Consider the following 23,688-nt stretch of genomic DNA (forward strand, 5'->3'; position numbering starts at 1 on the left):
GACGTTCATCTCCCGCGAATTAAGTATCGCAAAAACGCCGGCAAAATTAGACGTAACGCCGGCGAGTTTCTCTGCGGGAAACGAAGTGAGGATAGGGAAATTGCGAACTCGGAGGCCGAGTTTAGCGGGCCGTTGATGGGTGGGCTGTGATGCTTACTTTGCGCGAGTTATTCAGGTTGTTGCGGCGACCAAGCTGGAAGCTTCGCTGACGCTGCACGCTGCATTGCCCCGCTTCCCAAGCTGCTGGGCGCGGTCCACCCTGGTTTGGGATCCCTCAAATGGCGTGGGCACAGGAGAGGACTAGCTGCCTTTAGCGCTCGCTATCGAGCTCTCGTCCGCAAAGCTTTCGATAAGCTGGTGCAACTGCGGCTCATCAATGAGAAGAACCGCGTCGCTGATCGGCAGCCAGCGACGAAAACGCTGTCGTCTCTCCGGCCAGCGCTTCAGGTGTTTCTGCACCTTCAAGGGATAAACATCGACTTCAACGAGCGCGAAGTGATCTGAGAGGCGCTTCCAGTAAATATAGCGTCCAATCGGCTTGCGCTTCACCTTTCCGATCACCCCGGCCTCTTCCCGGGCTTCCTGGGCGGCGGACCTCCACGCCTTGTGTCGGCGTCCGATCCAACCCTTGGGCAGGATAAACCGGCGAGTTTCGCGGGAAGTCAGCACCAGAACCTCGATCTCGCCAGCTTCCGTCAGACGAAACGGCAAAGCTGCTACCTGACGCAGCGGTTTCCCATTTCGAGCAGCTCTGCGGTGTGTCGACTTCATCGGTGGGTTCAGGAATCCTGGCTCATTGAATAAAAACGGAATTGTCCCCGGAATAACCCGCTCATGCAAGCACCACGCAGCGTTGCCCCGTCGGAGCTCTCCTGGCGCTCCCGATGCGGCTCGTCCGTTCAACGCATATCGGATCGCAACCGCGGATGCACAGAGTGCGGCGCCAGAAAAGGTTTCAGAACAAGAATCAGATAGCCTGCCGGCACGGCTTTGGAGCATACATGGCGGCCTATCGGGCATTGTCTGAAGCTCGGCACGGAGAAAACGCGGTGTCTCAACGGCTCCCGGCCAACCGGCCGATGACAGCGCTCGAATGGGGAATGCTGATTGCGCTGGCCGCGGTCTGGGGCGGCTCTTTCTTTTTCAACGGTGTCGCCATTCGCGAATTGCCGGTGTTCACGGTGGTGGTCTCGCGCGTGGCGCTTGGCGCGATCATGTTGCTTATCATTCTGAAGCTGACTGGAGGACGTATGCCGGCGGACCGGCGCGTCTGGGGCGCCTTCTTTGGGATGGGTTTGCTCAACAACGCCATCCCCTTCACGCTGATCGTGTGGGGGCAGCAGTATATCGCGTCCGGGGTCGCCTCCATCCTGAACGCCTCAGCGCCGCTGTTCACCGTCATCTTTGCGCATTTGCTGACGAGCGACGAGAAAATGAGTGGCGGGCGGTTAGCGGGGGTTCTGATCGGCTTTGCCGGAGTCGCCGTGATAATCGGGTTTGATGCGGTGGAAGCGCTCGGCGTTCATGTCACGGCGCAGTTGATGTGCTTGGCGGGCGCAGTGTCCTACGCTCTGGCCGGTATCTACGGGCGCCGCTTCCACCGGATGGGCGTCTCCCCCATGGCGACCGCGGCAGGGCAGGTCATTGCCTCGAGCATCCTGCTTTTCCCTTTGATGCTCGTGATCGATCGGCCCTGGACGCTTCCCATGCCGAGCCTTGCGACGATTGGCGCCTTGGTCGGCGTCGCGGCGATCTCGACCGCGTTCGCCTATGTTCTCTTCTTCCGCATTCTCGCGACCGCTGGCGCGACGAACCTGCTGCTGGTGACGTTCATCATTCCCGTGAGCGCCATACTTCTCGGCATTCTGTTTCTTGATGAAAGTCTGCTGCCCAAGCACGTGATGGGCATCGTTCTGATCGGCCTAGGGCTCGCGGCGATCGACGGGCGGCCATGGCAGGCCTTGCGCAGATTGCGGGCCCCGGCTGTCCCGAGGAGTGAGTAGCAGCGCGAAGGGCCTCGCAACACAAACAACGGCACCGGCTGTAGCACGAGGCGAAAAGTCTACCTTCATACCCTTGCAGTTCGTGCGTATAGTCACGACATAGCCGCAAGATCGGTCACCGATTAGGGAGATCCTGCCTATGCAATTGCACCGCGGTCGCCTGATCGATCATCTCCACCTCAAGGTTCGGGATCTGGGCGCGTCGAGGCGCTTCTACGGGGCGGTACTGGGGGCGGTAGGGGTCCCTGTCGTCGACGGAGACGGCTACTTCTTCGCGGACGAGCTATGGGTCGACGAGGGAACGCCTCAGCAAATCAGCCATGTCCATGTCGCCTTCCAGGCTGCTGATCGCGCCATGGTCGATCGCTTCCATCATGCGGGGCTCGGCGCCGGTGGCCGTGACAATGGTCCACCGGGCCTTCGTGACTATCATCCCGGCTACTATGCCGCTTTCCTTCTCGATCCGGACGGAAATAACATCGAGGCTGTTTTTCACGGTCCGGCCGAGCGATCCGTCCCGTCGGTCGTTGTGTCCTGGGATGGCTGACGAGCTGTTCTGTCGTCGCTGCCGGCCTTCACACGATGGCGCTGCGCAGGTCTCATAAATCGATACCGCGTTCGGCTCGCAGCGCGATCATCCATACTTTCCCATCCATGTTGTCTCGCCCGTTATCGCGCCGCGTGCGGGCCTGCTTTCTCAGGGATTTCCAGCCATGCGTTACAACACTCTTGGCCAAACAGGCCTGTTCGTCTCGGAACTGTGCCTTGGCACCATGACCTTCGGCGGGAGCGAAGGGATCTGGCACAACATGGGCGGCCTCCAGCAGGCCGAGGCGGACGAGCTCGTCCGCACCGCGCTCGACGCCGGCATCAACTTCATCGATACGGCGAATGTCTATTCCGCTGGGCTGTCGGAGCAGATTACCGGCCAGGCGTTACGCAATCTGGGCGTCGCCCGGGACCAGGTCGTGATCGCGACCAAGGCCTTCGGTCGGGTTGGGGAGGGCCCCAACAATTCCGGTGCAAGCCGTGTCCATCTTCTTGATCAGGTCAAGGCGAGCCTCAAGCGTCTCCAGCTCGACCATATTGATCTTTACCAGATCCACGGGTTCGACACCGTGACGCCGATGGAGGAAACGCTCGAGGCGCTCGATATCCTGGTGCGTCACGGGCACGTCCGCTACATCGGTGTGTCGAATTGGGCGGCTTGGCATGTGGCCAAGGCGCTTGGTATCGCCGAGCGGCGCCATCTCTCGCCGATCCGCTCGCTGCAGTCCTACTACACTCTGGCGGGGCGTGATCTCGAACGTGAGATAGTCCCGATGCTGATGTCGGAGAAGGTCGGGCTGATGGTGTGGAGCCCGCTCGCCGGTGGCCTCTTGTCGGGCAAGTATGCCGGCAATGGTGCCGGTGCCGGCGAAGGCCGGCGTGCGAATTTCGACTTCCCTCCCGTCGCGCGCGACCGCGCAGATGCGATCATCGACGCTATTCGACCGATCGCCGAGGCGCGGCACGCAACGATCGCGCAAGTCGCGCTGGCCTGGCTGTTGCATCAGTCCGTGGTTACGAGCGTCATTATCGGCGCAAAGCGTGTCTCACAGCTCACGGAGAACATTGGCGCCACCAAGGTCGAACTCTCTGCGGACGATTTGGCGGCACTCGACGCGGTTAGCGCTCTGTCACCGGAGTATCCCGGCTGGATGCTGGCACGGCAGGGTGCCAACCGGACCCAGCCATCGCCTCGCCGCGGATAGTCGCCGCGCGCTACTGGAGAGCGAGAAAGCCGATCGCCCCGCCTGCCAGAATGAACAAGGCGGGGTTGACGCGCTTGACGAAATAGACGCCAAGAAAGACGACGATCGCCATGGCGATCGTCACAGCCCCCTCGATAGCGGTCCGCGCGATGGCGATCGCGCCGGCCGCCATAAGTCCTACAACGAGCGGGGCCAGTCCTCTCTGGAGGGACTCTCGCCAGGGCGAGCCTTCGAAGTGGTCCCAGACACGCGATGCGCCAAGGGAGATGAGGCTCGCCGGCAGGAAAAAACCGATGAACGCAAGCAGCGCGCCGAGATAGCCTGAGACATGATAGCCGATCACCAGCACCATCAGCATGTTGGGTCCGGGGGCGACTTGGCCGAGGCCGTAGATGTCACGAAACTGGTCGTCGCTCAGCCACTGATGGCTGTTGACGACGAGTTCCTTCATCTCGGGAAGAACGGCCGTTCCACCGCCGACGGCAAGCACGGAAAGAAGTGAGAAGACGCCAAAGACGCTGAGATTTGAATCACTCATGCCCACTGGCCCTCGAGGCTTTACCCGCCCTGGCGCTGGACGGGGCATTGGATGCGGAATCGTGGGGCAAAGGTGCTGCCGTCGATCGCGCTCGAGCCTTTGGCCGGTAAAGGAAAACGGCGACAGGTCCCACGGTGAACAATACGACCAGCAGTGAAACGCGAAAGTAGCTCACCAGAACGATCGTTGCGATGATGATCGCAATGTCGATCAAGGAGCCGAGCTGCTTGCGTCCGATTTGCAACGTGACAGCGGACAGCATGCCGACGGACGCGGCACCGACGCCCACGAGGGCTGCATTCACAGCCGGATTGTGGGAATGTGCGGCGTAAAGGACGCCGAGCACCATGACCAGCGTCGCGCCAGGAAGCGTCATGCCGAGGAACGCGATGAAGGCACCTATCGGCCCGCGCAGCCGGTCGCCCACAATGACGCTCATGTTGGTCGCGTTTAGCCCCGGCAGGGTCTGGGCAATCTCGAGCGCTGAGAGGAAGCGCTCCTCATCCAACCAGCCTTTCTGCAAGACGAGACTGTTGCGCAGATAAGCGACGACGCCACCGCCGAAGCTAGTGGCACCGATCACGAGAAAGGTCAGAAAGATCTCGACCAGCCCAACGTGCGCCGGTCGGTCAGTGCTGATGGATGCCGGGGCGATCATTCGTGGCCGACCGTGACGGTCTTACCGAGCCCGTACACAAGGGCTGTCTTGGTCGTTCCTAGCGCGACCCACTCCGGTTCCTGCGTCTGTATTTCCAGAAAGAAGTCCTTGGACCGCTTCTTGGCCTTGGCGTGCATGTCGTCGTAGCGGTTGAACTTCGTCTGGAACGCAAATTCTCCGATGAGCGGCGTCTCACTCGCACGGTTGCGCCACAGGGCAATTGTCGCCTTGGCATCGAGGTTGCGACCGAACGAGAAGGTGCCGACATTCACCTGTACTTCCTCGACTGAGAGATTATTGACAAGCTTGATCTTGGACGCGCCACCGCCACCGAGCCGCCCAAGCGCTGGGAATACGTTCGCAATGTGCTCGATGTTTTGGTTCAGCTCGAGAGCCGGGCTCATCAGCACGCAATTGTGGGAATAAAGGCTGCGCGTTCCTCCGAGGCGATCCTTGAGAGGGAGAACCTCCTCCTTGAACTTGATGGCCGCGCTGCATTGCAGATGCGGCGTGACATCGACGGCCGCCGCACTGTCGAGATTGGGATGCCGGTATTTGAACGTCAGCTCATGCGCAGGATCTGGCCAGCCGTCCGTATAGAAGGTCCGCCGACGCAAGATGAACGCGTTCTTGTACAGCGCATGGTCATTCGTATCGTAGAAAAGGACCTCCCGCACCTGGCGCTGGAATGCGTTCTTGTTAGTTTCCACCTCGACCTTGTGCTTGGCGGCAATTGCGCTGATTTTCTTCCAGAAAACCTCGAATTGCTGAGGATTGAAGAAACGCTCCGGTCGCAAAAGTATTTTGTATTCGCGATAGTGAAGATCTTCCATTCCCAAACTCGCGACATGAATGGCGGTATTACCGAGATGGCACGCATGAATATTCCGAGGCGCGAATATTCAGATGCAGTCGTGCCGTGCGCTTTTGAAAACAGGCCTGTCCCGTTCGTCAGAGCACCATTGCGACTGTCACACCAATGTCATGCGGTATCGGTTGTGGGTTTTCAACGGCAAAATTGCATTGTCCTAGTGGCGCTCATGGCGATCAACGTCGTCGCTGCCGAAGTTGCGTCAAGGCGCAGCGGTGAGGGTGGGCATCGGGCGGGGCTCTGCCGCTTGGCCCGGTTGCGCAATCCGGGCTAGGGCAGCCGCAGCATCGACGAGGCCTGCCCCGAAGGTCTCGTCGCGGCCCGTCCGGCCGAGATCGCGCGCGGTCGCGGCGAGCGCCGCGCGCAACTCCTCCGTGGTGAGGCCGGGTCGCGTTTCGCGCAGGAGGGCTGCGGTCCCGCTCACATGGGCGGCTGCGAATGACGTGCCGGACGATTGCTCATAGGCACCGGCTGGAATGGGAACGAGAATATCGACGCCTGGCGCCGCGACCGCTACATGCGGCCCCGCTGCCGACTTGTCGTAAATGCGTGTCTCGACATCGACGGCCGTGACAGCGATGACGTCGGCATGGGCCGCCGGAAAAACAGGGGAAGCCTTTGGCCCTCCGTTGCCAGCGGCCGCAATGAGCAACAGACCACGCTGGCTGCTTGCCCTCAGCGCCCGCGAGAGAAGCCCGTCACGTGGGCCGGCGAAGCTGAGATTGGCAATATCGGCGCCACGCTTGACCGCCGTGTCGAGCCCGCTCACGACATCAAGACTCGTGCCGCTCACGCTGTCGCCCGATTCGCTGAAGGCGTCGATGCCGAGAATTCGAACAGCAGGGGCGGCGCCAATCATCCGCGCGCGGGCGGCGATGATCCCGGCGATACCCGTCCCATGGGAAGAAGGTTTTCGCGCGCTTGACTGAGGCATGAGGCTGCCGGAGAGCTCGGGGTGGGCACCGTCTATGGCCGAATCGATAACCGCGACAATGATGCCATTCCCCCGTGCGATAGCATGTGCGGTGCGAAGATTCATGGCTTCCAGAGCGTATTGCACGCTTGCGAGATTGGCCGAACCCGCGACGGCTGGCGTGGCGGCGGCGGTGCTTGCTGCCGGCGCCGCTGGCGCGGGCAGCTCTCCTTTCAGAACGCTGTCCTCCTGCAGTCGAAAAATATGATTGGGTTGGGCGCTTGCGACGCGCTGGTCAGCAGTTAGCGCACGTACGACCGCGGGGACATTCTGGCCCCGTGGCAGGCGTGCGCGGATGATGGTGACCCCGAGCAGATCGATCGGCCGGCGTTCCAGAACGGTCAGATTGAAGCGTTGTGCGACCGCGTCAGCGTGGGCCGTGGCCGCATCGGCATTCAACTCGAAGAGAACCTCATCGACGACGAACTGGTCGCTGGCGACCGCCACGAAGGGGGAGGCCGGTGGTGCCGCACGGGCCGGGGCGTTCGCTGGCGGCTTCTTTGCCGGCGGCTGTCTGACCGCTTTTTTCGGGGACTGTTTTACCGGTTGGACCGCGTTGGGACGGCGTGGGCGCGGTTCAGCCTCGTATCCGTCGTCGACGTAAACCGGCGGCCGGGAAGGGCGGACGAATGGAGGCACGATCGGGCCCCCATAGAGCGGCGAGCCACCATAACCGGGCGGGCGCCAGGGGCGCTCCGGGCGGCCGGGATAGCCCGGGTCGCGTGGGGGGCGCGGCGTATCATAGCCGCCACGTGGCATACGCTCTGGCCGCTGGTCGTAGCGTGGGGACGTTTCGCTCGGATAGCGCCCGCTCGCCTGCGCCATGAGCTGGCCGCGTCCATGGCCGGCCAGGATGTCAGCCTTGGCCGGCTCCGCCGAGGTAAAGCACACCAGACTTGAGAAGCCGGCCAAGAGGGCAAGAGCCGCCGTGAGGCGGTTATCGTGGAGTGTCTTTCCCGGTCGCGCTGTGGCCGGCGCAAGATTTGCTGTCCCTGGCATTTACGCCTCCTCTCCCACCGGACACCGGCATGCGTCAGTTGGCCGGAGCGACCAGCCGCACGATGCCCTTCGCGTTGTTCAGCCGCGCCAGGCGAGACGCCATGGCCGCGCTGTTGCCACCGTCGGCGAAGCGAACCCGAAATAGGCCCCCTGCGCGCGGTCCCTCGACAATGGATGCATTGAGCTCGCCAAGCAGCGCCGTGATCTGGTCGAGCCGCGCCGTGGGTTCAAAGGCGACGAGTACGGAACTCCCGACCGCCGCTGTGCTGCCCGGGCCTGAGGCGACCTCGTAGCTCGCGCCCGGGGTGCGCGCGGCCATCAACGCGGCAACGATGCCGGCCTGCAGGGCCACCAGTGCGGCGGCGGACAGCGCCGCGAAGGCGAGCTTGCGCGGCGTCAGCGCTCCGATCCAGATGCCGAGCTGTTCGAGCCAGGAGCCCTTGCCTGCCGGCCGCCGCACCACAGCGGGCGTGGGCTCTGCATCGATTGCTGCGAACAGTTTCCCCGCCATACGGGTAGATGGCGCGGTGATGCTTTCCGCGGCATGGATGGTTTCGGACTGATCTTCGCGGATCAGGGCAAGCTGAGCGCGCAGTCCTGCGTCATTGGCCAGCGCCTTCTCGACCGCTGCTGTCTCCGCCGCGTCGAGGGTGCCGGCCGCATACCAGGGTAGCAGAGCCTCAATCGGCTCCGGCGCGTCGCCCGGGTGTTGCGTCGTGGTTAGGCTCATGGCCACCCCCTGTCCAATCCAGCCGCCTTGCAGAGTTCCGACAAGCGCTTGCGTGCATGAAACATCCGCGTCTTCACCGTGTTCTCGGGGATCCCGAGAATGCGGCTGACGGCTTCGATCGGCTCTTCGTGATAATAGACCAGATCCATGACCATGCGGTGCTCTGGCGAGAGCTTGTCGAGGCACTGGCGCATGATCGCGGCCTTGTTCATCTTCTGGGCACTAATTTCCGGACTGTCGTCCTGGTCCGGAAGTGCCTCGGCCACGCCGTCGTCCAGCTGTTCCTCCTTTCGTCGGCGCAGGCTGGAGTAGGCCTTGTTGCGGGCTATCACCAGAAGCCAGGTGGAGAGGCTCGATCGCTGCTCGAACTGGCCGGCCTGTCGCCAGAGGTCGAGAAAGACCTCGGTCACTACATCTTCGGCAACATCCTCCCGCTCCACCAGCCGCACCACGAAGCGGAAGACCCGCAGATGATGAGCGGTGAAGATCGCCCGCATGGCGGCCCTGTCGCCAGCCATCAGACGTTCCAGCAGCTCCGCGTCAGACATCCCCGCCATCATTTCTTCCGGCCGCTGCCACCGAGCAGCATAGCGTGAGCCTGCCGCAGTCTGATACCATTGCCAATTGCTTATGATGATCATGCGCCGTTTGCTGCCTTATGATCAGGGGACGGATGGCTGTCCGCCCCCTCCTTGGCTCCGCATGCAGGCGCTGCCGCACATCATCAATCGCAGATGGTGACGGGGCGCACCACGCGGCCGACGCCCTTCACAAAAACCTTGCGATAGACCCTGTAGCAGTCCGGCCCGCTTGCGTAGGCAGTGGCGCCTGCAATTCCGATGGCGATGGGAAGGCCTGCATAAAAGGCGCCGCGCGGTCCCCAATAGCCGGGGCGATGCGGGCGGTGGCCACCCCAGTGTGGACCGGGCTTACCAGGGCCGCCCCAACCGTGGCCGCCCCCATTCCCACCGCCCCCATGCCCACCGCCCCCATGCCCACCGCCGCCGTGACCACCGGGGGCGGCGATCTTGCCAGGCCCGCCAAACCCCGGGCCGGCATAGGCCGCGCTCGTGAAGGACGAGACGGTGAAAGCGGCTGCGGCCAGGGCGAAGGCTGCTAGGGCAGTCTTCAGGGACGATGCGGATTTCGTAGAACGAGCGGTCATCGGTGTTCTCCATCTGAATTTGGCATCGCTCTCTGCGATCCCGATGGACCATTGGTCGCGGCGGGGCGTCAAAAGGTTCACGCCCGCCGCCATTTTTTCTGATTTTTTTGCGATGTGGGATCAGATCTCGCGGAAGCCTAAAGCAGCGTTCCGCTGAGAATCACTGTCGCCACCGAGAAATAGATGATGAGACCTGTGACATCGACCAGGGTGGCGACGAAAGGCGCGGACGCGCTGGCGGGATCGAAGCCGAGGCGCTGCAGGATGAAGGGTAGCATGGCCCCCGCCATCGAGCCGAAAGTCACGATGCCGACCAGTCCTGCGCCCACCGTTGCCGCGATCAGCATCCAGTAAGGCCCATAATCATAGAGTCCCAGCCCCTGCCAGATGCCGATGCGCGCGATGCCGATGGCGCCGAGAATGATGCCGAGCATGAGCCCGGCGGGCATCTCGCGCAGCGCCACCCTCCACCAGTCCCGCAGCTTGACCTGGCCGAGCGCAAGCGCCCGGATCAGAAGCGACGTGGCTTGGCTGCCAGAATTGCCGCCCGAACTCATGATGAGGGGAATGAAAAGGGTCAGCACAATGGCGCGCTCCAGTTCCGCTTCGAAATGCTGCATCGCGGATGCGGTCAGCATTTCGGAGAGAAACAAGGCGCAGAGCCAGCCGGCGCGTTTGTGGATCATCGACAGGAAGCCGACCTGCAGATAGGGCTCATGAAACGCCTCCACGCCACCAAATTTGTGCACATCTTCCGTCGTCTCGGCGATGATTGCGTCGAGCACGTCGTCGACGGTGACAATCCCGAGGATATGTCCGGCCTCATCGACGACTGGCACGGCGAGTAGGTCGTGTTGGCGGATCTTCGCTGCAACCGTTTCCCTGTCCGTATCGGAGCGGACGACGACCGGCGGCCGCCCCGCGGAGAGCGATATGATGGTGGTGGAGGGATCAGCCGAGATCAGCCGGCGCAATGTTATCGCGGCCGTCAGCCGTTGTTCGTTGTCGACGACATAGATGGCATAGATGGTTTCGCGGCTCTGCTCTACCGTGCGGATATGGGAGAGCGCGCTTGCGACCGTCGTCATCTCCGGCAGAGCGACGAATTCGGTGGTCATGATCCCGCCTGCCGTGTCCACCGGATAGGCCAGGAGCTGCTTTAATGTGGCCCGGGTGCGAGGCTCAATTCGCGCGAGGAGTTCGTTGCGCAAAGGCGCTGCGAAGGCGCCCAGCACGTCGGTCGCGCGGTCGGCCGACATGTCCGTGAGAAAAGCGGCCGCCTCCTGGCGTGGGAGCGCCGCGAGAACCTCGGGTGCTGTCAGGAATTCGGGGCGGTCGCAGACCGCAACCGCGCGGCGACGCGGCAGGACGAGGAGCGCCGACGCCGCATCGCTCGGATCAAGCGCGATGAGACGCTCGACGAGAAGGGCAGTAGAGGGGTTGTCGACATTCAGGTCTCGTGCCGACAATTCTTGCGCCAAGATGGCGCGGCCCCGCATCAAGATATCGTTCTGCATGGCTTACTCCGTTGCCGCGCCAAGGATAGGGCGGCACGGTAAGCCATCAGGCTCAGCGGGCAGCCATCTCCGGACGGGCGGTACTACTGTCGCTTGACATGGTGAGAATGGCTCCAAAGCCCCGACCATGGTGGCCGGATGCGGGTGTCATGAACCGATTGCTGTGTTGCGTCAATCGTCCGTCACGCTTTCCATGGTCCCCATATGTGCGGCCAAGAGCCTTTTGTCCATGGCGCCATCTGCGATTGGCATCTGTTCTTGTCCATAGCGCTGGTCTATGACGCCGTGACAGACTGGAGTTGAGCATGAGCGAACGCATCACCATCCGCCGCCCCGATGACTGGCATGTCCATCTGCGCGATGGCGCGATGCTCGAGGCGGTCGTTTCCCACACCGCCGCGCAGTTCGGCCGGGCGATCATCATGCCCAATCTGGTGCCTCCGGTCGTCACGACCGCCGACGCGCTTGCCTATCGCCAGCGCATCGAAGCGGCTCTGCCTCAAGGCATCGACTTCAAGCCGCTGATGACCCTCTACATGACCGACGATACCGACGCCGAGGATGTCGTTGCCGGCTATACCAACGGCACGATTGCGGCGGTGAAGCTCTATCCGCAGCATGCAACGACCAATTCGCATTTTGGTATCTCGCGCATCGAGGCCGTTTACTCCGTCCTCGCCGCGATGGAACGAACCGGCGTGCCGCTCCTGATGCACGGCGAGGTTACGGATGGGGACATCGACATCTTCGATCGTGAAGCTGTGTTCGTGGAACGGGTGCTCGAACCGCTGGCGAAGCGTTTTCCGGGCCTCATCATCACGATGGAGCACGTCACGAGCGCCGAAGGCGTCGCCTATGTCGAGGGTGCGCGGCCGGGCATAGGCGCGACTATCACGCCACACCATCTGATGTTCAACCGCAATGCCATCTTTCAGGGCGGCATCCGCCCGCATTACTATTGCCTGCCGATCGCCAAGCGTGAGGTTCACCGCCAGGCGCTACGGCGGGCCGCGACATCCGGCAACGAACGCTTCTTCCTTGGGACCGATACCGCTCCTCATACACGCGCGGCCAAGGAGGCAGCCTGTGGTTGCGCTGGCCTGTTTGTTGCGCCCGTTGCGCTTGCAACCTATGTGCAGGTTTTCGACGAGGAGGGGGCGCTCGACAAGTTCGAAGCCTTCGCCAGCCTCAACGGCGCGCGACATTATGGGCTTGAGCCAAATCAAGGCACCGTCACGCTGCTCAAGAAGCCCCGTTTCATCGCCGAGGATGTCGCGCTGGGGACCGGTGAAGCCGTGCATGTCTATCGCGGGGGGGAGGAAACCGCCTGGTCCGTCGAGACTTGAGCTGATCCACGCTCGCCTGCCTCAGGATCGCTCCCGCAGCGTTGGAGCTGCGGGCGAACGTCTCTGCGCAAGCGGTCGTTGGCGCTCGCTGACATGTCAGGCTTGTGTTTCTCTTCAATATAGTCTGAATATTGCATCGCAGCAAAAAAAGGTGCGCCGCAATGCGCCCGTCAGGAGCGATGCATAATGAAGATCAAAAGGCTGTTAGTCGCCAACCGTTCGGAAATCGCGATCCGTGTTTTCCGCGCCGCCACAGAACTCGGCATCCAAACGGTCGCGATCTACGCCGAGGAGGACAAGCTCTCGCTTCACCGCTTCAAGGCTGACGAGGCCTACCAGGTGGGGCGCGGTGCCCATGGAGAGAAGACGCTAGGTCCGTTGGAGGCTTATCTCGCAATCGATGAGGTAATCCGCGTCGCCAAGGCCGCGAAAGTCGACGCGATCCATCCCGGCTATGGCTTCCTCTCGGAAAGTCCTGAATTCGCTGAGGCCTGCGCCTCCGCTGGAATAGCGTTCATCGGTCCGCGCCCTCAGACGATGCGGACGCTGGGCAACAAGGTGGCCGCGCGCAATCTCGCGATCAGCGTCGGCGTGCCGGTCATGCCTGCGACGGATCCGCTGCCCGAAGACCCATCGGAAATCAAGCGGTTAGCTGCTGAGATCCGCTATCCCGTAATGCTGAAGGCGTCATGGGGCGGCGGCGGGCGCGGCATGCGCCCGATCGAAAGTGAAGACGCTCTCATTGATTCGGTGACGACGGCGCGCCGTGAGGCTAAGGCGGCTTTCGGCAAAGACGAGGTCTATCTGGAAAAGCTCGTGCGCCGCGCTCGCCATGTCGAGGTGCAGCTTCTCGGGGACACGCATGGCAACCTCGTTCATGTATTCGAGCGCGACTGCTCCATCCAACGCCGCCACCAGAAAGTGGTGGAGCGTGCGCCGGCGCCGTTCCTTGAGGATGATCAGCGACAAGGGCTTTGCGAGGCTGCCCTCAAGATCGGCAGCGCCACCGGCTATGTGGGAGCTGGTACAGTCGAATTTCTCATGGATGCCGATACCGGCGCCTTCTATTTCATCGAGGTCAATCCCCGCATACAGGTGGAGCATACCGTCACCGAGGTCGTGACCGGGCTCGATATCGTCAAGGCGCAGATCAAGATTGCCGAGGGTGGTCATATAGGCGATGTCGCCGAGACCGGCATCCCGACACAGGACGGCATTCGCCTCAACGGTCATGCCCTGCAGTGCCGCATCACAACCGAGAACCCGGAGAACAACTTCATTCCGGATTACGGGCGGATCTCGGCCTATCGCGGCGCCTTCGGCTTTGGTATCCGCGTCGACGGCGGCACGGCCTATTCCGGGGCGGTCGTGACGCGTTACTATGATCCCATGCTGGAGAAGGTGACGGCCTGGGCCCAGACGCCTGAGGAGGCGACGCACCGGATGAACCGCGCGTTACGAGAATATCGCATCCGCGGCGTTGCCACCAATCTCACCTTCCTCGAAGCGCTGCTCGACCATCCGAGCTTTATCAGGGCCGAATATACGACGCGCTTCATCGACGATACGCCGGAGCTCTTCCAGTTCAGCCGGCGTCGTGACCGCGCGACCAAGCTTTTGACCTATGTGGCCGACGTCACGGTGAATGGCCATCCCGAGGTCAAGAATCGTCCGCGTCCCCCGGCTGAGGCGCGTAAGCCCTTGGCGCCGGTTTTTGCCGCCGAGAAGCCAGCGGGCACCAAGCAAAGGCTGGATAGTCTAGGCGCCAAGGCTTTTGGTCAGTGGATGCGTGCAGAAGAGCGGGTCCTGTTCACGGACACCACCATGCGCGACGCGCATCAGTCGCTAATCGCGACGCGCATGCGCACACATGACATCGTGGGGATAGCCGACGCCTATGCATCCGGGTTGCCGCAACTTCTGTCACTCGAATGCTGGGGCGGCGCGACATTTGACGTCGCCATGCGCTTCCTCAACGAGGATCCATGGGAGCGTCTGGCACTTCTGCGCGAGCGGGTGCCCAATCTCATGCTCCAGATGTTGCTCCGGGGCGCTAACGGCGTCGGATACACGAACTATCCCGATAATGTCGTGCGCTTCTTCGTGGGGCAGGCTGCCAAGGGTGGTATTGATCTCTTCCGCATCTTCGACTGCCTTAACTGGGTCGAGAACATGCGGGTCGCGATCGATGCCGTCGGCGAAACAGGCAAGATCGCGGAAGGTGCCATCTGCTACACCGGTGACATTCTCGACCCGGACCGCTCGAAGTATTCACTGAAGTACTATGTCGGCCTTGCTAAGGAGTTGGAGGCCGCCGGCTGTCATGTCCTCGGATTGAAGGACATGGGAGGGGTGCTGCGTCCGGCTGCCGCGCGCGTTCTCGTGAAGGCGCTGCGGGAAGAGGTGGGCCTGCCGCTTCATGTTCATACCCACGACACGTCGGGCATCTCCGCGGCGAGCATGCTGGCGGCCATCGAGGCCGGCGCGGACGCGGTCGATGGCGCGATGGACGCCATGTCCGGCCTGACCTCGCAGCCGTGTCTCGGGTCGATGGTGGAGGCCTTGCGCCACAGCGAGCGCGAGAGCGGTCTCGACCCCGAGGCCATCCGCCAGATCAGCTTTTACTGGGAGGCGGTACGAGCGCAGTATGCCGCCTTCGAGAGCGACCTCAAGGCGGGCGCCTCTGAGGTTTATCTCCACGAAATGCCGGGTGGCCAGTTTACCAATCTCAAGGAGCAAGCGCGTTCTCTCGGCCTCGAGACTCGCTGGCACGATGTCGCCAAAGCCTATCGCGCGGCGAACGATCTCTTTGGGGACATCGTAAAGGTGACGCCGTCGTCCAAGGTCGTTGGTGATCTCGCGCTCACCATGGTCGCGCAGGACCTCACGCCTGGGGACGTTCTCGATCCCAACCGGGAGATTGCTTTCCCAGCCTCGGTCGTCGAGATGCTGCGGGGCGATCTTGGTCAGCCACCTGGTGGATGGCCCGAGGAGCTCGTCAGGAAGGCGCTCAAGGGCGAGGTGCCATCCACGGCGCGGCCGGGCTCGCTTCTAGCGGATTGTGACCTCGATGCCGCGCGTGCCGATGCCGCGAAGGTGCTTGATGAGGACGCGGATGACGCGGCGTTGGCTGCCCATCTGATGTACCCCAAGGTGTTCGCGGAATTCGCGGGCGCGCAGCGTAAATATGGGCCTGTGTCGATGCTGCCGACGCCTGTATTTTTTTACGGGATGGCGGTCGGTGACGAGATCTCCGTGGAAATCGAGAAAGGCAAGGCCCTCGTCGTTCGCCTGCAGGCGATCGGCGAGACCGATGAAGAGGGGCAGGTGCGGGTTTTCTTCGAGCTCAACGGGCAGCCGCGCATAGCCAAGGTTCCGAACCGCGCCGCTGTTGCCTCGCAGCCTGAACGCCGCAAGGCCGAGGACGGCAATGACGGCCATGTAGCCGCGCCGATGCCGGGGTCGGTTTCCTCGATTGCCGTAACAGTCGGCCAGCCTGTAAAGGCGGGCGATGTCCTCCTGACAATCGAGGCCATGAAGATGGAGACCACGCTGCATGCGCCGCGTGACGGAACGGTGGCCGAGATTCTCGTCCATCGTGCCAGTCCGATCGACGCGAAGGACCTCCTGCTCGTCCTGGCTTAGGCGGTCAGACGCCGGGGCAGCCGATCGGACGATCGCATCGGCTGCTCCATCCCCAGTACCGTAAAGCTAAAGCGACGTTAGGTTTGCCGGCCCCGTGGATTGACCCAAATTCTCATGAGTGAAACCTAAGTTTTTGAAATAGAATTTATATTATGTCCGGCGCCTCTTCTGTTGTTGAGTCTTTTTGTTGGGGGCGTAACTCGCCCGCGCAGGCTCGCAGATGGACTCTAACCGCTGAAGGTCGTGGCGAGTCGCGAAAAGGACGATCCGCAAGACAGCGCTTGACCCGCCTTCTTCACCGGCATCGCGTCGCGAACGCGGCCAAAAAAACTTGCAATTTTACCGCAATTGGGTGCTCGCGTGTTGCCCAAATCGAGGTTATGATTTCGCTCGCCACGAGCATGAGGGTTGAATAAAGTTAAGACGTGTAAACGTGTGGTGCGCCGAAACCTTGTTCGGATAAAAGCTATATCTCTCTAGTTGGATCTTCCTGTATGAACCGATATGATGATTCCCGTGATGCGCGCCGCCGGGGCGGCCGTAGAGACGGTTTTGACGCGCGCGATAGCGGCTTTGGGGGCCCGCGCTCTGGTGGAGATCCGCGTGGCGGAGATCCGAGAGACAGCATGTTCGCACCGCCCTCCGGTCCTGTCATTGAAGCGACCGTCAAATGGTTTAATCCCAGCAAGGGCTTTGGCTTCGTTGCCTGCTCCGACGGCTCAGGGGACGCGTTCCTGTCGTTGCGTACGCTTGAGGCCGCAGGCCACGCCGGTGCAGAGGCAGGCGCCCGCGCCATGGTCCGCCTCCGCGACGGACCCAAGGGTCCGCAGGTGTCCGAAGTTGTGGAACTCGAGGACCTGCCACCGCAGCAGCGGGCGCCGCGTCCAGCTGCGCCGCGTTTCGGCGGTGGCGGTGGTGGCGGCTATCCGCCCCGCGCCGACGGACCGTCAGAGGAACTGAACGGCACAGTTAAGTGGTATAACCGCGACAAGGGCTTCGGCTTTGTCCAGCCGGACGACGGCGGACGGGACGTATTCGTGCACGCCTCGACTCTCCAGCGTGCCGGCCTCAACGATCTCGCTGAAGGTCAGCGGGTGCAGATGAGCGTGGTTGCTGGCGCGAAGGGTCGCGAAGCCGCGAATATCGCCGAGAGTTACTGATCTTCGCTCAGGCGAAGGACCATCGCAGCTCTCTCCTGAATGCGTGGTGCGCATTTGGGCCGGTTGTGTATAGGCATATTGCTCGTGGCGCCTATATCAGAGGCTTCAGTTGATGGCCACAAGAGCCCTCGGGTCATTCCGGGGGTTTTTTGTTTGGGATGGTGTGGCGAAGTAGCTATGTCTCGCTTCTCTCAATAGGCCTGCTATTAACTCTTTCCTCAACCATACTTACCAAGTGTCTCTAGCTTCGTCAGGGCAAGTCACGCTACCTTTAATCGATAGCGCTAGTGGTCTGTTATGAACGCACTTGCAGGTGGCGAGAGGAGTTGGCCATGCCGAAAAAAGGGCTGAGAAAGAGCCATAGAACGCTCCAGCGACCGCCGTTTGATTCCATTGCCCTATTGCTCCAGGGGGGTGGGGCGCTTGGATCGTACCAAGCGGGCGTCTACGAGGCGCTGGCAGAGGCAGAGCTTCATCCGGACTGGATTGCCGGCATCTCTATCGGAGCGATCAATTCCGCCATTATCGCTGGCAACGCACCGAATGAGCGAGTGAGCAAGCTACGCCAATTCTGGGAAGAGATAACCGCACGCCCTTATTGGGATTTCCTGACGCCGGTAGCTCAGAAGGCGGCTCGTGGCGATGCGGCCCGCAGCGTGTTCAACCAGTATAGTGCCCTCTATGCTCTCTCTGGGGGTGCTCCCGGGTTCTTTACGCCGCGCTATCCGCCACCCTGGATGATGCCGGCGGGATCTCCCCAGGCGACGAGCTACTATGATACGAGCGAGCTGCGCGGCACTCTGGAGCGTCTCATTGATTTCGACCGGTTGAACCACGATGGGATGCGGCTCAGCGTTGGCGCCGTCAACGTCCGCAGCGGCAATTTCTCCTACTTCGACACGGCCACGCACGTCATTCGCCCTGAGCATATCATGGCGAGTGGCGCGCTGCCGCCCGGATTTCCAGCCGTCGAGATTGACGGAGAATTCTACTGGGATGGTGGCCTCGTCTCCAACACACCGCTGCAGTGGGTCGTGCAGAACTCGCGGCAGGACACTCTGGCTTTCCAGGTGGATCTCTGGAGCGCGCGTGGCCAGTTCCCCGCTGATTTGACGCAGGTCTCTGTCCGGCAGAAAGAAGTGCAGTTCTCTAGCCGAACACGTGCAAGCACCGATCAATTCAAGCGCATTCAGCGGCTCCGTGTGACACTGGCGGATTTTCTTGCCACTTTGCCGGATGAATACAAGACTGGTTCTGATTACGATATCTTGAAAGGCGCATCTGATCGCCACGTCTATAACATAGTTCATCTTATTTACAGATCGAAAAACTATGAGGGTGATAGCAAAGATTACGAATTTTCTCGCGTGAGCATGGAAGAGCATTGGCGCGCGGGATATCACGATGCTGTCCGCTCCCTCCGACACGAGGAAATCTATCAGCGCCCGACAAATATCGAGGGCGTGATGACCTTCGACTGTGCGACGAGCGGCTACGACTGAGCGGTAGCGCGCACCCTGTGTATGAACGGCCGTCTTGGATTGAGGAGTGCGTCATGAAAGAACATGAAGTGCGTGAACAGGCTTTCGCCATGCCTCTGACAAGCCCGGCCTATCCGCCCGGGCCTTATCGCTTCGTGGACCGCGAATACATGATCATCACGTATCGGACGGACCCCGAGCGATTGAGGGCGTTGGTGCCGGAACCGCTGGAAATCACCGAGCCGGTCGTGAAGTACGAATTCATCCGCATGCCCAATTCCACTGGCTTTGGCGATTATACCGAAACCGGACAGGTCATTCCTGTCTCCTTCCAGGGGCGGAAGGGCGGCTACACGCATTGTATGTTCCTGAACGACCATCCACCGATCGCCGGCGGGCGTGAGCTTTGGGGTTTCCCCAAGAAGCTCGCATCTCCGGTCCTGCGCGCCGAGATCGATACGCTTGTTGGCACGCTCGACTATGGCCCAGTCCGGGTCGCCACCGGGACTATGGGGTACAAGCACAAGGTCGTGCCGGAGGAGACGGTGAAAGCAGCGCTGCTGGCGCCAAACTTTCTCCTGAAGATCGTTCCGCATGTCGATGGGTCGCCTCGCATCTGCGAGATCGTCGAGTATTATCTCGAAGATGTCACGATAGAAGGAGCGTGGTCAGGCCCTGCGGCACTGTCGTTGGAGCCCCATGCGCTGGCGCCTGTTGCCGAACTGCCCGTACTGGAGGTCGTATCGGCGGTCCACATCATCGCGGATCTGACTTTGGGGCTTGGCAAGGTCGTGCACGACTACTTGCGCTGAAGCGCACACGCGCTTGTGAAGCCGCAGGTCCAGAGCGCCGCGGGTCGGAGACGCGCTATTTCAGCGATGCTTACCTCGCAGTCGTGCACAAAATGCAAGTTTGATGGCGGCATTCTGCGGCTGTTATCATTTTGTAACTTTTCAAAAATTCGCCTTATGATTGGATGATCGCATGAATGCTTTGCGATCGCGGCGGTTCTTGAAGTTTTGGCCGCTCCTTATCGATAATTTGGGCGTGTTCTGATCGGGAAGCTGCGTTCACCCTCGGATATCAAATTCCAGGGATGTGCTGCCTCGGCCATGCCCTGAGGGCGAAAGCGTAGTCATGATATCGGAAAGCCTCTCCTGCGCGTTGATGTCGAGAGCCGATCTCGATCTTTGCACTGATCCGGTCGATATATTGTTTGTGGAGCACGCTCGCCAACGAGCGAACCTCGATCGCATCATCCGGGCCATCGAGGACCAGAATATCGATGTTGCAACCGTGGCCGGCGTTGTACGTCCTTTGACAGTCGATGCCCCGCTTCATCGCGCTGATGAGGAGGAGAGCTTGTTCCCTTTGCTGTTCCAGCGCAAACGCCGCGAGGACAACATGGAACCGCTGATCAGGCAGTTGCTGGGGGAGCACTCAGTTCTGGAGGATGCCGCCGCCGTGGTCATGGTGCAACTCGCAAACTGCCGTCAGAATGGCTGTGTGCAACTTCCGGTAGCGCTCCGGGCTGACTTGCTGAAGCTGATCTTTCTGGCAGAAGCGCACCTGGCGCTTGAGAACGGCATCATACTGCCCATCGCCCACCAGCGTCTGACGCTCTGCGATCGCCTGTGGATCGGACGTGATTTTCGCTCACGGCGTACACGCTCGCGGGCCTTTGCAGGCTCTCATCTTGTGCATAGCGCCCCGTCTTACTTTCCCCATTAGCGCACGTTCGAATTCGGCGAAACCGGTTCGCTAGAACGGAGAGGCGAGAGAAGGACCTGGCATCCGCCGATGTTGGAGTGCACCCGAGAGGGCCGCAAGGGCGTGAGCGAGAACAGTGATTCTCGCCCTCCGTCTACCAATGAGAGTCGTCAATCAAGGGATCTCGGATGGCCGGGTGCTTCGGCCATCGGTCTTCGCTATCATTCCAAGTCATCGAGAAGGACCACATTCTCGAGCTGTGTGAGATGCTTGGCGGTTTGCCACAGGTTGCGGCCGGGCGGGTCATATGGGACACCAGCGTGCCTGCCGCTATGCGCGAAGAATGCCTTCCTAGGAAGACGCCTGCTGATGACCGAACCGCCGAGCCGCCTACCACGTCCGGATAGTCCCGTTGCCGCGAAGGTTTTCGCCTCTCCCAACCACGGTGAGCGCCTCATCAAGGGTGTGCCCCCCGAGAGCGATGGCGTCCGCGCGCCGGACATGCTCATTCTGCACTACACCGGGATGCCGGAGGCCGGGGAGGCGTTGAACCGGCTGTGCAGCCCGGTCTCGGAGGTCTCAGCCCACTATTTCGTATTCGAGAATGGGCATGTTCTGCAGCTCGTGCCCGAGGCGCGGCGCGCCTGGCACGCCGGTCGCTCGTTTTGGCAGGGCGAGACGGACATCAATTCAGCGTCGATCGGCATTGAAATCGCGAATCCCGGCCACCCCGGCGGCATGCCTTCATATCCCGAGGCGCAGATCGCTTCGGTCGTCGCCCTTTCCCGAGACATCGTTACACGCTGGGGAATCCGCGCGGACCGCGTTCTTGCCCATTCCGACGTTGCCCCGGTACGCAAGTCGGATCCGGGTGAGGTGTTTCCGTGGGAACGTCTTTATGAGGCGGGAGTCGGGCATTGGGTCCGTCCCGCTCCAATCGCAGGCGGACGCTTTTTCAGCCCGGGGGACACGGGGCAGCCGATCGAGGCCGTCCAAGCCATGTTCGCGCTGTATGGCTATGGCATCACGATCACGGGCGTGTACGACGCAGAGACGGAAGCGGTCGTTACAGCCTTCCAACGCCATTTCCGGCCCTCGCGTGTCGACGGGATCGCGGATGGCTCGACATTGACAACGTTGCGCGATCTGATTGCCCTAAGGCCGGCGTGATCGCCGCCTGAGGCGCTCGCCCCTGTGTTAGCAACAATTCTTTCGCCGCCCGCGGTGTTTTCTGCGCATAATGCCGCTTTCCCGTCCGCTTCTGGGAAGATTTTGGGCTCCCACCGCATCCATCGCGCATTTGAGAGTGGTTTTAGAGCGATCCGCAAAAAATAGGAAGAAAGCGCTGATTTCCGCTTGCCATGCGCTGCGGTTTCGTGTGCAACTATAGCCCTGCGCCCAAGTCGCAGGAGGAAACAGCACGACCGCCCCCGAACCAGGATGGGCGGTCTTGCTCTTGTAGAGGGTTTTTTCGGGGTCAGAGGGAGCCGCGCGGTATAGACCGGTCGGCGGACATAGTCGCTGCCCTCCCTAAAAAGAAAGAAGGCCGCGCTACACGCGCGGCCCAAGTCTAGGGAGGAAACGCCCAAGGAGGGCAGCGACATGACATCGCCATATCGCAACGCAACATTACTTCGCTGGCGCAAAGGTTGCAAGTGTCAATCTATGCTCTGTATGCATGGCACCCAAACGGCGCGATCTGGAGAGTGACGCACGAGCCAAGGTGCCAGAATGCCTCTCCCGCCGAAAACCCATTATGGAATAAACCTATAGCCGAATAGCTGTTTTATGCGGATGCAACGTTGACGTCGTACCGCAGTGGCATTGCGCGCGCATGATCATGCTCGACATGCTGATGTTTGTTGCGTGTGTTGCGGATAAGGCACAGGCGGCATTGCCGAATGCGGGCGCTTTGTGGGTAAACTCTAGCGCCCATGCAAATTGGAATTTGCGTCGAGATCTGTTTCATTCCTGGGGCCGATGGCGCATGAGTTGCGCACCTCAAACAATGAGGGCAGCATGGGACATCATGATTGTTCCCATAGCACGAGTCACACTCCAGGATGTCGCTGACGAGGCAGGTGTTTCGCTCGCCACAGTGGACCGCGTCCTCAATGGTCGGCCGGGTGTCAGGGCTCGCACGATGGCGCGGGTGCAGACTGCCATCGATCGGTTGGGCTATCGGCCTGATCCGTTGGCGGCGCGACTTGCCCGCAATGAGACGTTCCGCTTCTGCTTCATCATGCCCGCTGGTAGCAACAGCTTCATGCGTCTCCTTGAGGAACAGATCGCTGCGACGGCCGATTGGCTGGCGGGCCAGCGCGCTTTCATCGACGTGCGGCGCGTCGATGTCTTCGACCCCGAGACTCTGGCGCAGGCGCTGGAAGCGCTCGACACGCGGTACCGAGGCGTCGCGGTTGTTGCCCTTGACCATCCGCGCGTGAGAGCAGCGATTGATGATCTCGTCGGGCGAGGCGTCGCCGTGGTTACATTGGTGTCAGATGCACCGGCCTCAAGGCGGCTGCGTTATGTCGGCATCGACAATACGGCGGCCGGACGCACGGCAGGAGCGCTGCTCGGTCGCTTCGCGGCCGGGCGTAAGGGGACCATAGGTGTGGTTGCCGGTTCTCTGGCGTTGCGCGACCATGCTGAACGCCTGTTGGGATTCTTCCAGGTCGTTTCCGGCGAGTTCGAGGGCCTTCGCGTGCTCGCCGCGGAGGAGGGCAGGGACGATATCGCCCTGACTCAAAAGGTCGTCGAACAGATCATTTCCCGTAATCCCGATCTGGTGGGGCTCTATAACGCGGGCGCCGGTCTGCAAGGTTTGGCAGCGGCCGTCCGAGCGGCTCGGCGCGATCAGGACCTGATCATTGTTGGCCACGAATTGACCGGCCATTCGAGACGCCTCCTGCTGCACGGCGTGATCGATGCTGTCATCAATCAGGATCCGGGACACGAGGCCCGTTCGGCCGCCCGCATTCTGCTGGCGCATTGCAGCGGCGAGCCGATCATCGCGGAGCAAGAACGCATCCGCATCGACATATTCCTCCGCGACAACCTGCCATAGCCCGCCATCGCCGTCTTTGGCCACAACTGCGGGGCTGGAGGCAGGCTCGGGCTGAGCCTTAGATTCGTCGT

General features: G+C 61.4%; 20 protein-coding genes. 11 read left to right on the forward strand and 9 right to left on the reverse strand.

The window, feature by feature from the left end; translation table 11 throughout:
* Nucleotides 1–300: 300 nt before the first annotated feature.
* Nucleotides 301–771 (reverse strand): NUDIX hydrolase, encoded by a 471-nt coding sequence (locus tag KIO76_RS16225; protein ID WP_213324234.1) that lies wholly within the window; start codon nucleotides 769–771, stop codon nucleotides 301–303.
* A 308-nt stretch (nucleotides 772–1,079) separates the two neighbouring features.
* Here KIO76_RS16225 and KIO76_RS16230 point away from each other — a divergent pair, with 308 nt between their 5' ends.
* The 3 genes from KIO76_RS16230 to KIO76_RS16240 all read left to right on the forward strand — a co-directional run bounded on the left by KIO76_RS16230 (nucleotide 1,080) and on the right by KIO76_RS16240 (nucleotide 3,757).
* Nucleotides 1,080–2,003 (forward strand): DMT family transporter, encoded by a 924-nt coding sequence (locus KIO76_RS16230; RefSeq protein WP_213325293.1) that lies wholly within the window; start codon nucleotides 1,080–1,082, stop codon nucleotides 2,001–2,003.
* 139 nt (nucleotides 2,004–2,142) lie between these two features.
* Nucleotides 2,143–2,550 carry a VOC family protein gene (locus tag KIO76_RS16235; RefSeq protein ID WP_213324235.1) on the forward strand — a complete coding sequence of 136 codons (408 nt, stop codon included), beginning with the start codon at nucleotides 2,143–2,145 and terminating at the stop codon, nucleotides 2,548–2,550.
* A 166-nt stretch (nucleotides 2,551–2,716) separates the two neighbouring features.
* Nucleotides 2,717–3,757, forward strand: coding sequence for an aldo/keto reductase (locus tag KIO76_RS16240; protein WP_213324236.1), 1,041 nt, complete (start codon nucleotides 2,717–2,719; stop codon nucleotides 3,755–3,757).
* A gap of 10 nt (nucleotides 3,758–3,767) precedes the next feature.
* On the opposite strand, the gene KIO76_RS16245 is transcribed toward KIO76_RS16240, so the two are convergent.
* The 8 genes from KIO76_RS16245 to mgtE form a co-directional block, all read right to left on the reverse strand.
* A complete protein-coding gene (locus tag KIO76_RS16245) occupies nucleotides 3,768–4,295 on the reverse strand; it encodes a chromate transporter (RefSeq protein WP_213324237.1) in 528 nt (175 codons plus the stop codon).
* Nucleotides 4,288–4,953 (reverse strand): chromate transporter, encoded by a 666-nt coding sequence (locus KIO76_RS16250; protein WP_213324238.1) that lies wholly within the window; start codon nucleotides 4,951–4,953, stop codon nucleotides 4,288–4,290. The genes KIO76_RS16245 and KIO76_RS16250 overlap by 8 nt, the downstream gene beginning before the upstream one ends.
* Nucleotides 4,950–5,786 carry a hypothetical protein gene (locus tag KIO76_RS16255; protein ID WP_213324239.1) on the reverse strand — a complete coding sequence of 279 codons (837 nt, stop codon included), beginning with the start codon at nucleotides 5,784–5,786 and terminating at the stop codon, nucleotides 4,950–4,952. Before KIO76_RS16255 ends, KIO76_RS16250 begins: the two co-directional genes overlap by 4 nt.
* Before the next feature lie 240 nt (nucleotides 5,787–6,026).
* Nucleotides 6,027–7,796 carry a S8 family serine peptidase gene (locus tag KIO76_RS16260; RefSeq protein ID WP_213324240.1) on the reverse strand — a complete coding sequence of 590 codons (1,770 nt, stop codon included), beginning with the start codon at nucleotides 7,794–7,796 and terminating at the stop codon, nucleotides 6,027–6,029.
* A 34-nt stretch (nucleotides 7,797–7,830) separates the two neighbouring features.
* Nucleotides 7,831–8,526 (reverse strand): hypothetical protein, encoded by a 696-nt coding sequence (locus KIO76_RS16265; protein ID WP_213324241.1) that lies wholly within the window; start codon nucleotides 8,524–8,526, stop codon nucleotides 7,831–7,833.
* Nucleotides 8,523–9,083 (reverse strand): sigma-70 family RNA polymerase sigma factor, encoded by a 561-nt coding sequence (locus tag KIO76_RS16270; RefSeq protein WP_502761859.1) that lies wholly within the window; start codon nucleotides 9,081–9,083, stop codon nucleotides 8,523–8,525. Before KIO76_RS16270 ends, KIO76_RS16265 begins: the two co-directional genes overlap by 4 nt.
* 167 nt (nucleotides 9,084–9,250) lie before the next feature.
* The gene (locus KIO76_RS16275) at nucleotides 9,251–9,691 is read right to left on the reverse strand and encodes a hypothetical protein (RefSeq protein WP_213324242.1); all 441 of its coding nucleotides are present in this window, start codon (nucleotides 9,689–9,691) and stop codon (nucleotides 9,251–9,253) included.
* Between the two features lie 137 nt (nucleotides 9,692–9,828).
* A complete protein-coding gene (mgtE, locus tag KIO76_RS16280; RefSeq protein ID WP_249729619.1) occupies nucleotides 9,829–11,208 on the reverse strand; it encodes a magnesium transporter in 1,380 nt (459 codons plus the stop codon).
* A 305-nt stretch (nucleotides 11,209–11,513) separates the two neighbouring features.
* Between mgtE and pyrC the strand changes: the two genes are divergently transcribed.
* The 8 genes from pyrC (at nucleotide 11,514) to KIO76_RS16320 (ending at nucleotide 23,617) form a co-directional block, all read left to right on the forward strand.
* The gene (pyrC, locus tag KIO76_RS16285) at nucleotides 11,514–12,554 is read left to right on the forward strand and encodes a dihydroorotase (RefSeq protein ID WP_213324243.1); all 1,041 of its coding nucleotides are present in this window, start codon (nucleotides 11,514–11,516) and stop codon (nucleotides 12,552–12,554) included.
* Nucleotides 12,555–12,740: 186 nt separating this feature from the next.
* Nucleotides 12,741–16,199: a pyruvate carboxylase gene (gene pyc, locus KIO76_RS16290; protein WP_213324244.1), complete on the forward strand. Its 3,459-nt coding sequence runs from the start codon at nucleotides 12,741–12,743 to the stop codon at nucleotides 16,197–16,199.
* 626 nt (nucleotides 16,200–16,825) lie between these two features.
* On the forward strand, nucleotides 16,826–17,359 hold the full coding sequence (locus tag KIO76_RS31405; RefSeq protein ID WP_349629390.1) for a cold-shock protein: 534 nt from the start codon (nucleotides 16,826–16,828) through the stop codon (nucleotides 17,357–17,359).
* Nucleotides 17,360–17,691: 332 nt separating this feature from the next.
* A complete protein-coding gene (locus tag KIO76_RS16300) occupies nucleotides 17,692–18,861 on the forward strand; it encodes a patatin-like phospholipase family protein (protein ID WP_213325296.1) in 1,170 nt (389 codons plus the stop codon).
* Nucleotides 18,862–18,914: 53 nt separating this feature from the next.
* The gene (locus KIO76_RS16305) at nucleotides 18,915–19,652 is read left to right on the forward strand and encodes an acetoacetate decarboxylase (protein ID WP_213324246.1); all 738 of its coding nucleotides are present in this window, start codon (nucleotides 18,915–18,917) and stop codon (nucleotides 19,650–19,652) included.
* Between the two features lie 325 nt (nucleotides 19,653–19,977).
* Complete coding sequence (locus KIO76_RS16310; protein WP_213324247.1) at nucleotides 19,978–20,571, forward strand: hemerythrin domain-containing protein; 594 nt, start codon at nucleotides 19,978–19,980, stop codon at nucleotides 20,569–20,571.
* A gap of 348 nt (nucleotides 20,572–20,919) precedes the next feature.
* Nucleotides 20,920–21,720 (forward strand): N-acetylmuramoyl-L-alanine amidase, encoded by an 801-nt coding sequence (locus KIO76_RS16315; protein ID WP_213324248.1) that lies wholly within the window; start codon nucleotides 20,920–20,922, stop codon nucleotides 21,718–21,720.
* Nucleotides 21,721–22,579: 859 nt separating this feature from the next.
* Nucleotides 22,580–23,617, forward strand: coding sequence for a LacI family DNA-binding transcriptional regulator (locus tag KIO76_RS16320; protein WP_213324249.1), 1,038 nt, complete (start codon nucleotides 22,580–22,582; stop codon nucleotides 23,615–23,617).
* Nucleotides 23,618–23,688: the final 71 nt, after the last annotated feature.

Source organism: Chelatococcus sp. YT9 (genome assembly GCF_018398315.1).
In the GTDB taxonomy this organism is placed as follows: domain Bacteria; phylum Pseudomonadota; class Alphaproteobacteria; order Rhizobiales; family Beijerinckiaceae; genus Chelatococcus.

What these genes read in the sequence shown, in the direction of transcription:
- KIO76_RS16225 (WP_213324234.1), bottom strand. Translation starts at nt 771, where the DNA reads ATGAAGTCGACACACCGCAGAGCTGCTCGAAATGGGAAACCGCTGCGT.
- KIO76_RS16230 (WP_213325293.1), top strand. Translation starts at nt 1,080, where the DNA reads ATGACAGCGCTCGAATGGGGAATGCTGATTGCGCTGGCCGCGGTCTGG.
- KIO76_RS16235 (WP_213324235.1), top strand. Translation starts at nt 2,143, where the DNA reads ATGCAATTGCACCGCGGTCGCCTGATCGATCATCTCCACCTCAAGGTT.
- KIO76_RS16240 (WP_213324236.1), top strand. Translation starts at nt 2,717, where the DNA reads ATGCGTTACAACACTCTTGGCCAAACAGGCCTGTTCGTCTCGGAACTG.
- KIO76_RS16245 (WP_213324237.1), bottom strand. Translation starts at nt 4,295, where the DNA reads ATGAGTGATTCAAATCTCAGCGTCTTTGGCGTCTTCTCACTTCTTTCC.
- KIO76_RS16250 (WP_213324238.1), bottom strand. Translation starts at nt 4,953, where the DNA reads ATGATCGCCCCGGCATCCATCAGCACTGACCGACCGGCGCACGTTGGG.
- KIO76_RS16255 (WP_213324239.1), bottom strand. Translation starts at nt 5,786, where the DNA reads ATGGAAGATCTTCACTATCGCGAATACAAAATACTTTTGCGACCGGAG.
- KIO76_RS16260 (WP_213324240.1), bottom strand. Translation starts at nt 7,796, where the DNA reads ATGCCAGGGACAGCAAATCTTGCGCCGGCCACAGCGCGACCGGGAAAG.
- KIO76_RS16265 (WP_213324241.1), bottom strand. Translation starts at nt 8,526, where the DNA reads ATGAGCCTAACCACGACGCAACACCCGGGCGACGCGCCGGAGCCGATT.
- KIO76_RS16270 (WP_502761859.1), bottom strand. Translation starts at nt 9,083, where the DNA reads ATGGCGGGGATGTCTGACGCGGAGCTGCTGGAACGTCTGATGGCTGGC.
- KIO76_RS16275 (WP_213324242.1), bottom strand. Translation starts at nt 9,691, where the DNA reads ATGACCGCTCGTTCTACGAAATCCGCATCGTCCCTGAAGACTGCCCTA.
- mgtE (WP_249729619.1), bottom strand. Translation starts at nt 11,208, where the DNA reads ATGCAGAACGATATCTTGATGCGGGGCCGCGCCATCTTGGCGCAAGAA.
- pyrC (WP_213324243.1), top strand. Translation starts at nt 11,514, where the DNA reads ATGAGCGAACGCATCACCATCCGCCGCCCCGATGACTGGCATGTCCAT.
- pyc (WP_213324244.1), top strand. Translation starts at nt 12,741, where the DNA reads ATGAAGATCAAAAGGCTGTTAGTCGCCAACCGTTCGGAAATCGCGATC.
- KIO76_RS31405 (WP_349629390.1), top strand. Translation starts at nt 16,826, where the DNA reads ATGTTCGCACCGCCCTCCGGTCCTGTCATTGAAGCGACCGTCAAATGG.
- KIO76_RS16300 (WP_213325296.1), top strand. Translation starts at nt 17,692, where the DNA reads ATGCCGAAAAAAGGGCTGAGAAAGAGCCATAGAACGCTCCAGCGACCG.
- KIO76_RS16305 (WP_213324246.1), top strand. Translation starts at nt 18,915, where the DNA reads ATGAAAGAACATGAAGTGCGTGAACAGGCTTTCGCCATGCCTCTGACA.
- KIO76_RS16310 (WP_213324247.1), top strand. Translation starts at nt 19,978, where the DNA reads ATGATATCGGAAAGCCTCTCCTGCGCGTTGATGTCGAGAGCCGATCTC.
- KIO76_RS16315 (WP_213324248.1), top strand. Translation starts at nt 20,920, where the DNA reads ATGACCGAACCGCCGAGCCGCCTACCACGTCCGGATAGTCCCGTTGCC.
- KIO76_RS16320 (WP_213324249.1), top strand. Translation starts at nt 22,580, where the DNA reads ATGATTGTTCCCATAGCACGAGTCACACTCCAGGATGTCGCTGACGAG.